Here is a 9,659-nt window from a genome sequence, read left to right on the forward strand (position 1 = left end):
GCGGGATGGTCGTACCCATCGCGTGACAGTTCGGGGTCTTCGCGGTCTTGTTCTCGCTTTTTGTCGTGGGGGGGGTGGTCGGCTTGGGGGGGGGGGGGGTCGTCGGCCTGGTCGTGCAACCGGTTCTGCCGTTCGACCGCCTCGTCGATGCGCGCGAGCGGGTCGACCGGCTCGCCGGGCCCGACCAGATCATCGAGCGCCGGGATCGGCTCGGCCAGTTCGTCGGCGACTTCGTCCAGCTTGCGCATGGTCTGGTCGAGCTTCGCCTCGGCCCGGTCGTCCAGGTCGGTTCCGCGCTCGGGCGGCAGCCCGTCCGGGTTGTCGCCCGGATCTGGTTGTGGCCGAGTGCCATTGGTGGGTGGCCGTCCGGCGCCTCCGTTGCCACTCGGGTCCGGGGAGCCTGCGGGCGGCGGTCCGGCGGGCAGCTCCCGCGACCCGCCAGGCAGAGCATCGGGTTCGCGGCCCGCATGCGGCCTGGCCGCGGCGGAATCGGCGGGCGGTAGGTCGGCCACCGGTCGATAGAACTCGTCGGTCAGCGCCCTCAGCTGCTCGATCTGCTCGGTCCTGAGGCGGATCTCCGCGCGGATGGCGGCGATCTCGGCGGCCAGCTTCTCCGGGCTCAGCCCCTCGTGCTTCTCGATCTTGCCGTCGCGGTAGGCCTCGTAGATCTCGACGAACTTCGCGTCGTCGGCGGTGGAGACGTCCACGCCGACCAACCGCGCCCAGTCCCGGTTCGGCTGCGGCCGTGGGTCCTTCGGGTCGGCTGGTACATCGGTGCCATAAGAGCGAGCGACATTGTCGGCGACCTGGGCGGCGAAATCGACCGGGTCGGCGCCTGGCTCGGCCGCGCCGACCACATCGCGAAGGCCGTGGATCGCGCCGGGGTCGTAGATGTGCGGGTCGCCGGTGGTGCGCGGGTCCGCCGCTCTGGTGCCCGCGGGGTGATCGGTGTACGGGTCGACGCGCATCAGCACGTCGGCGTAGGCGGCCAGCGCGTTCCGCACGTGGTCACCCGCGCCGTTCCGGTTCAGCCGCGTGACGAGCTTGCGCAGCTTGGCCGGGTCGATGCCGCTGTCGGCCGGGCCGACCTTGGACCGGCCCGTCACCGGATCGGTCCTGCTGACCTTCGGCCGCAAGGCCTCCGGGTTCTCCGGGCTCAGTGCCCTGATCAGCGCTTCCTGCGCGGCCTTGACCGCGGCATCGTCGACATTGCGCAGCTGCTGCGAGTACCCGGCGGTCTTGCTCGGTTCGCGCTGCTGCCCGTCGAGCAGATCCTCGAACTGCTGCTGGCGGGTGCCGCGCCGCTGCTTCGGATCCACCAGTGTCTCGGCGATCCGCCGCGGCGTGAGCTCGTTGTCCGGGATGCCGAGCCGCGTCGCCAGCTGATCGCGCGCGTCACCGATCAGGTAGAAGGTCTCGATGTCGGCCATGGTGCGGGCGTAGTCGGCCAGCGCCTCCGTCTGGCCCGCGCGCACCGCGTTGTCCAGGTGCAGCGCGCGGATAGTGGCGTCGATGTTGTCCGGGTGCAGCGCGGCGGGGCCGAGGTTCAGTTCCCGTGCCAGGTCGACGATGTCGCGCACCATCTGGGCGCGATCGCGCGGTGCGGGCGGCGGTTCGGGCGTCGGCTGGACCGGGCGCCACTCGCCGTCCTCGCCGCGCATCATCGTCACCTGGAGTTCGGCGCCGTCCACCGTGCGCCGGATGTGCTGCACCTCCGGGGTGGCCACCGGGTCGAGGAATTGCCTGCCCGCGCCGTCGGCGTGCACCGCGCGGAAGTCGGGCCGCAGCACGCCGTTGTCGATGTCGATCGCGAGCTCGGGGTTGTCGCGCAGCGCGCGGGCCAACGCCTCTTCCCGGTCGAGCGGGCCGTCGATCACCAGCAGCCGGTCCGGGCCGCCGTCGGCGTCGGGCACGCGCGCCACCTGATCGCCGTAGGACTTGCCGACCGGTTCGGCCCCTTCGCCCTGCAGGATCGGCTGCGCCGCGGCGATGAAATCGGCCAGGTTCTGGGCGCGCTGCCGCGCCGAGTCCCGCAGCTCGTTGAGCGTCGGCTCCATCCGGTCGCCAGACAGGTCGCTCAGATCGCGACCGAACATCGCCGCCCAGCTGGACAATTCGTCGCGCAGCTGGTCGCGGCGCAGGGCGTGTTCGAAGAACTCGCGCGCTCGCGCCTCGTCGCGACCAGGTTCCCGGTCGTCGGAGAAGCTGGCCCATTCGGGCAGCCGGTCCGCGCCGTTGCCGACCCGGTCGTAGTCGCGCAGCGCGGTGACGCCTTCGAAGGCGACGATCAGGTCGCGCAGGAACCGGCCGAGCGGGTCCTTGTCGAGGAAGCTGACCTCGCGTGAGAACGGCACGGGGCGTGGGGCACTCGTGTCGCCCCAGTGGCTCCGCGGCTCGGCGGCTCCCACTTCGTCGTCGTCGAAGTAGTCGTCATCGTCACGCGGCTCGTCCGACTCGAGCTCGCGCAGCCGGTCCTGGCTGTCCAGCGTCCGGTCGTCCGGGGCGGGGGCCGGGTCGGCAGGATGGTCGGCGCGCCGGTAGGGGCGGGTCTGTTCCTCGTCGGCGCGGCGGGCCGCGTCGGCGAGGCCCTCGATCGCGCCGATCTCGCGCAGCAGCCGATGGCTCTGCCGGTCGATCGCCCGGCGCACATCCAGCGGTCCCTCGCCGTCGAGGTCGATACCGAGCCGCTCGGCCATCTCGCTCAGCGTCTCGCCCTCGGGCGGCGGACCCAGCTGTTCCGGCTTCGCCTCGGGCGGCGGGATCGGCGCGTCCTCCAGCGCCCGCGCCTCGTCGGTGTCGATCAGCCCGTTGAATTCCAGGTCGTCGATCAGGTCCTGCCGCAGCCGCGGATCCCGCGCGTTGTCGAACAGTTCCTTCAGCACGTCGCGGGCCTCGTCGGCGTCCATCCGGTTCGCCCGCAACTCGCTGACCACGGTCTCGCGCACATCGTTCGGGTTCGCGTCGGTGATCCAGGGCCGATACTCCGTACCGTCCGGGAAATACACCGGCTGATAGTTCCCGGCCGAATCCGCCTGCCGACCGAGCACCGGCCCGAGGAACGGAATGTGCTCCCGGTTGTGATACCAGGTGAGCCCCTCGCGCCCGATCCGCGCCACGTTCAGCGCGGGATCGCCCGGCCCCGGCGGGGGCGCGCCGATCACCGGCCCGTCGACCGGCGGCGGCGCGGGCTGCGCCGGTGTCGGCGCCGGATCCGAGATCAGCTGCGCCCCACCGGTCACCCCGTCACGAATCGCGGTCTGCCCACGATGATCGAGACCCGAACCCGACGGATACTTCAGATTCAGCCCCGCGTACCCGGCATTGAGATCATCGACCAGCTTCCTCAGCACATTCCGGTTGTCGACCTCGCGAATATCCGCGTCGCTACGCGCGGGCACATTCTGCGCGGCTTCGTCACCATCGTTACGCGCGACCACCCACTGCCCGTCGGCCAGCTGAATGTGCAGCGCCACGACGTCCCCGTTGGGACCGAGTTCGACGCGCACTTCCCGCTGGGGCGGTTCGGGTTCGGCGAAATCGGGTTGGCGACGGGTGGATTCGTCGTCGTCAGCGCCCATCCAGTCGGTGTCATCGGCATCGGATTCCGGCCGATCCGGCGTGTCCGTGCTGTCCTCGGGCACGTTCATGTAGTCGGTGGTGACGTCGTTGTCCACGGAGCGGTCGATCGTGGCGGGATCGGCGTCGAAGGGCAACGGAACATCGGCGAGCAGGTCGACGCCGTCGCGGGACAGCAGCAGCTCGGTGACGGTGATCGTCCCGTCGGCATCGGCATGCACCAGCTTGTATTCGACTCGAAGCGTGCCGTCCGCCATCGCCGCGCGCAGCTGGTCCACCGCGTCGCGGATCGCCCGGCCTTCGGGGCTGTCGGGGTCGACGCCGCGTTCGCGCATCTGCTCGGGCGTCTCGTTGAGCAACCGGACGAGGTTGCGGTCGTTGTTCAGGATATGGCGCAGGTACTCCGGTGAACCCTGTTCGGCGCTGATGACTTTGGACCCGCCGAGTGTGGACCCGACACCCTTCGCCTCGACGACCAACAGGGTCGGTCCCGTGTCCCCCTCCGCACGCGGAACGAACGACGCGATGTCCACCACGCCTGCTCCATCGAACGCGCCGTCGAAGGGCGAGAGCTGGACCGCGCCGGGCCGGGCATCCGGATCGAGCGCGTAGTCGAGTCCAGCCAGCTCGCCGAGCTTCTTGGAGACCTCGACCATTTCACGTCCGAGGTTGTTGTAGTCGGTGGCGACGTCCTCGAGATCATCGATCAGATCGCGCTTTCTCTCGCGTTCCTCCTGGCTCAGAGTGGTGTCGGCAAGTTCTGCATGCAGGGTCTGGATCTTCCCCGCGAGCGCCTTGGGTGCGAGTTCGTGCCTGTTCTCGATACCGAACTCATCCATGAGCTCGTCGAGTTCATCGCCGATGCTGTCCCGCTCGATCTGGAGTTCGAGGCGCCGAACCGAGGCCTCGCTCAGCTCAGCCGCGCGCGCTGGATCCCGCATCTCGTGCGGCGCCGAATCACCCTCTAGAACACGATGCTGATAATCAGCGCCGGAGAGGTGGTCATCGACGAACCCGGTGGAGTCGTACAGCCGGAAGAGGACATTGCGTTTGGTCCCCGCCGGATCATCGACGTGATGCCAGGTCCCGTCCGGATCGCGATAACTGTCCAGCCGATCGCCGGGCCTGCGCAACAACCCGTCGTCCCCACGCACCATCCCCGGCGGCACCGGCTCGTCGGACCCGCGATCCGGGCTCGCGACATCGTCGTCGCCCATGAAGTCCACGTCCGGTGGGTATTCGGGCGAGACGAGTCGCGGCTCGATGACCTTGCCCTCACCGGCGGCCCGTTCGATGTCGGCGTGGCGGATCGGGTCGACGCGGGGAGCACCCTCGTCGATGATGTGGCCCGCCGTGCTCTCGGTGCCCTGCACCACCCTGGTGCAGTTGGCGCAGCACGGCGCTTCGGCGCCCTTGCTCGGCACGTACGGCGAGTTGAGGATCGAGGCCAGACCGTCGAAGTCCGTCGGGAGCTGGTCGTCGGGACCGCGCTGCTGGTTGAGCAGTTCCCGGTCGTGCAGCGCGGCGTTGGTGCCGCGGATCTCGGCGTGCCCGAGGGGGTTGTCCGAGTGTGGGAAGTACTCGGAGTCGCCGCCGTTGTGGTAGACGTCCGTGGGGTCCTGGTACTGGGAGACGTTGTCGTGCAACGTCGGATGCAGATCGTTGGGGTGGATCCGCTGCTCGGAGGTGCCGTTGGCGGCCTCGTACACGCGCCCGGTGAGACGGTCGATGGTGATGGACGAGACGTGGCCGCGCCGCTTCGCCGGAAGGCGCTCGGCTTCGGCCTTCTCCAAACGCTTGGCCGGCGAGTTCCCGGCGTCGGCTTCAGCCTTGTCGGCGGCGAGGAAGTTGTTGAGATCGTTCTTGGCCGTTTCGGCCTTCTTCTTGGCCGCCTCCAGCGCCTTCTCCGCGTCACGCACGAGCTGCTCGCCGTTTGCGGCGCCGTTGTCGCGCGCGTCCTGGGCCTCTTTGAGCTTGATGTTGGCATCGCGAACCTCACGGCCCGCCGAGGCCTTCGCGTCCGTCAGCGCCTTCTGCTGAGCCTTGTGCTGCTCGTATTCGGCGACAAGGGCAGCATCCGGGGTGGACGCGTCGACGAAGGCGCGCCCGCGCTCCTCGCTGAGCCGATGCGAGAACTCGTCGATCGGTTCCCCGCCGACATGGGTGATCCGGGGCGGATCGCCCGCGGTCTGCACCATCGGGTCGTTCGGATCGAGCACACCGAGCAGATGAGCGTCCACCCCGGGCGTCCGGCTGAACGGCACGGTGGATATCCCGACCTCGGGTGTCAAGAACGACATCGCGGCCGGGCGGGTCGGCGCATCGTCGTCGCTCATGAAGTCGACCAGATCGCGGTCCAGCGGCGGAGCGTCCCCGTCGAGCGGGCCGAGGTCGCGCGGATCGGCATAGTCAGCATCCGGCCGGAGCGAGGAGAGGTCGTCGGGCACGGTCACCGGTTCGGGGCTGAAGGTGCGCCACTTGCCGCCGCGATCGACCACCGGCTCCGAACCGGGTTCCTGCCGCACGCCCACGCGATCGGTCGGCGCGGTGACGTCGGCGCCGAGCTCGTCGGCGATGTACTGAGCCCAGCCATTGACGTCGCCCGCAAAGCACGACACCAGGCGAATCGGAGTGCCCGGCACGTAGTTCGGGTTGCTGCGGATGGCGTCGACGATGTCCTGCGGGTGCACCGGGTCACCGTTGCTCGGCGTCACCGAGCCGTCGCGGCGCCCGTGGACGACCACGTCGTGGGCGCCGTCGTTGCGCACGTTATGGCTGACGCGATGGGTGCGCGCGTCCTCGCCGATCGCCGTCCCCGTGGGGTGGTGGACGACGCCCTGACCATTGGGCAGGCGGGTGTCGTAGACGGGTCCGTTGTCGTCGGGCTCCGGCTGTCGGCGGTCATCGCCGTCGGCGCGATCCCGCGGCGTGGTGGTGTCGTCGGTGCCGGCGCGGCCGGGGCGACCAGTCTCCGGACCGGACCGGGCGGGGCTCGCTCCTGGCTCCGCGCCGATGATCGGCACGACCGGCGCGATCTCGGCCAGCGGATCGGATTCCGAGGTGTCCCTGGCACGCACCGGCTCGGCGGTGACCTCGGACTCCGGGCGCACCGGCGGCGCTTCGCCGGGCGTGGCCTGCAAACCTTGCAGCGGAGTCTCGGCCAGCCCCGCCCCGCGCTGTTCGCCGACACCGGCACGACTCTCGTCCTCCGGACGGCTCGTCGGCGCACCGGGTTCCTCCGCTGTCGGATCGGCCACCCCCGTCTCGTCGACGGTCGGGCTGTCGGCCCTGACTTCCGGTGCGCCGGAGCGGATGTCGGATCCGGACTGCACCCCGTCCGGCGTGCCGGACCGCACCTCCGGAGAACCAGGGCGCGCCGCGGGCTGGGAACCCTGGTTCGGCGTCGACTGCTGACCCGGTGTCGACTGCTGAGCAGGCGTGGATTGCGTTGGTGTAGTAGGTGATTGAGTCGGCGTAGCCGATGGTTGGCTGGTTGTCGGCGTCGCGCCCTGCCCGGTGACAGGCGCCTGCCCGGTCGCAGCGGGCGAAGGACCCGCCGTCGCGGCCGGTCCGGCGCCTGTCATTCCGGCGCCGATCGGCGCCCCGCCCGCCTGCGTCGTGGTGTCACGGTTGGTCGTCTGGGTGTCGTTGGCCTGCGTGACCGGCTGACCGCTCGACTGCGCTTCGGTGCGGGTGCCCTCATCGAGGCTCGCGCCGTCGGTTTGCTCGGCTTCACCGGCGCGGGTCTTGTCTTGCGTCGAATCCGTCTGCGCCGCAGGGCTTTCCCCTTCAACACGGGCACCGCCGTCTTGCCGCCCACCGTCGCCGGACTGCGATTCACCGGCCTGCGATTCGCCGGTCTGCACCTCGGGCTTGGCGTCCTGCCGTCCCGCGCCGCTGCCACCGGCCTCCGCGGTGGACTGACTATCGTCGCCAGTCTGTTGATTCGCTTGTCCCTCACCGGTATTCGCCGGAGCGGGGGCTTCGCCTTCGGGCGACTGGGTAGCACCGGCTGGGCGCATCGACTGACTGTCGTCACCGGCGCCGGCTCGCGACTCACCCGAGCCCTCGCCGCCCATGATGTCCTCGCCCACACCCGCGCGCACGCCGTCATCGCCGCCGACACCGGTCGCGCCGTCGTCGTCGGCGCCCGCCCGGTTCTCCCCCTCGCCACCGGGACGGTTGGACGAACCGTCCCCGCCCGCGCTGTCGCTCTGCCCGAAGGTTCCGAGGTCGTATCCAGGCCCCATGGCGTCGCGGATCTGCGAGCTGAAACTCGGCCGTTCGAACAGGCCGGGATTCATCTTCGACCACGCCGAGTTGGCTCCGGCCTTGTTCAGTCCGGAGAGCCCACCGTTGCTGGCACCGGCACTCCACATGAGCGGGTCCGACGCCGCGGTCTGCAGATTGTCCCAGGCCTTGTCCCAGCCCTGCGTGAAACCCTCGTAGCCGAACTGGCCGAGCATGCCGCCGCCCGCGCCGACCAGGCCGGCGCCGGTGCCGGTGATCGCGCCCTTGAGCCAGGGCGCCATGCCGTCGCCCAGCTTCTTGCCGAGGAAGTTGCCGAACGGACCGGCCGCCAGACCACCGGCGGCGGAACTGACCGCGGCGGCCTTGACCTGGTTCCAGTCGACCTCCTTGCGGTGGCCCTGGTCCACCTGCCACTGCTGGACGCCGAGTTCTTGCAGGGTGCCGAGTGCGGTGTCGATCGCCACGTGCTGGCCGATGAACTTCAGGACGCGGGTGATCACCGCCTTCGCGCCGTGGCGCAGAATCGCCGCGACCACGCGGCCGAAGATCGTCCGCGCCACGATGCGCGTCGCGGCGACCGCCGCCGCCTGCACGGCGGGCGCTGTCGGCGGAAAGACCCACGCCGCAGCGATTTCCAGCGCCAGCAGACCGAGCGACGACAGGAACATGATCTTCGTGTATTCGATCTCGGTACCGGTCTGGTACACCGAATCACCGAGGATGTCGAACAGTTCGGCCAGCTTGGTCACCGACTGGTCGCCGCGGGCCATCCCCTCGAAGGCCTTGAGCATGTCGTCGACACCCTCGCCCTGCGGATACGCCTTGAACGCAGCGTCTTTGGCGGCATCGATGTCGTCGACGAGACCACGCAGACTGTCGGCGGCCGTGCGCCAGTCCTCGGCCATGGCCCACATCTCGTCTTCATTGCCCTCTGGCCACTCCATGCCAGCGAGAATCGAGAGCCAGTGCAGCCCGGACGGCAGATCGATCATGGAGGGCTACGTCACCAGCTCGAGTCCGTGAACGTCGCCATCGCCCCTCATCCCTCCACAGTGGTGCCCCGATCGAGCACACCACAACTCGTTCGCCTGCGCAACAGAGTCGCAGGCACCGGCGAACCGGCGGTGACGACAGGATGAACGCCAAGCGGCTGGAACGAACCCCGCGACGCCGTCGGTCACCTGTCCGTCCGGGTGAACTTGACGACCCGGCGGTCCGCGCGAAGGATCGGGGTCGGCGGCTCGCCGCAGCGCGGGCGCGACCGGCGGACCCGTGCCGAGCGGCACGGCAGCCGGGCACAGACTCCATGATATCGAGAACGGGACGCACGCAATGGAATTGAAGCCGGTGGCGATGTACCGCGAGATGTACGAGGGCACGCACGACGAGCTGCCCTCGGTACACGACGCGCCCACCGGCGCCGTCGAGGACGACCGCGACCAGATCCTGAACTACATGCGCAAGGTCCGCGCGATCTTCGACGTCATGGGCGAGGCCCCCGACCTGTTCACCCCCGGCGCCGACATCGAGGGTGGCCCCTCCCTCTACTCCGACGGCGTCTGGATCTGGCGCGAGGACTCCATCAAATACCTCGCCGAACAGCCCCTCACCCTCCCCACCGAGTTCGTCGACCACGTGCGCGCCCTCGACCACACCCCCCAGAACTTCGACACCCGCGACCCCGATTTCGACGCGGCATTCCTGTCGTACTTCTGACCGAGAGGAAAGGCTCCGAATGACGAACTGGCGCGCTATGCCCGCCGATGACGCAGCCGACCTGGCGGGCGCATTGCACACACTCGACTGGTCGTGGGCCCTCGACGACGCGCAGG

At 69.7% G+C, this 9,659-nt stretch carries 2 protein-coding genes; one reads left to right on the plus strand and one right to left on the minus strand.

The features are described from left to right. Window positions 1-8,819: YwqJ-related putative deaminase (locus QH270_RS32430; protein WP_280348416.1), on the minus strand; the 8,819-nt coding region annotated here is incomplete at its 3' end. Between the two features lie 340 nt (window positions 8,820-9,159). On the opposite strand from QH270_RS32430, the gene QH270_RS32435 reads away from it, so the two are divergent. Next, window positions 9,160-9,543, plus strand: a complete 384-nt coding sequence (locus tag QH270_RS32435) for a hypothetical protein (RefSeq protein ID WP_280348418.1) — start codon at window positions 9,160-9,162, stop codon at window positions 9,541-9,543. Window positions 9,544-9,659: the final 116 nt, after the last annotated feature.

Source organism: Nocardia neocaledoniensis (genome assembly GCF_029868625.1).
In the GTDB taxonomy this organism is placed as follows: domain Bacteria; phylum Actinomycetota; class Actinomycetes; order Mycobacteriales; family Mycobacteriaceae; genus Nocardia; species Nocardia neocaledoniensis_A.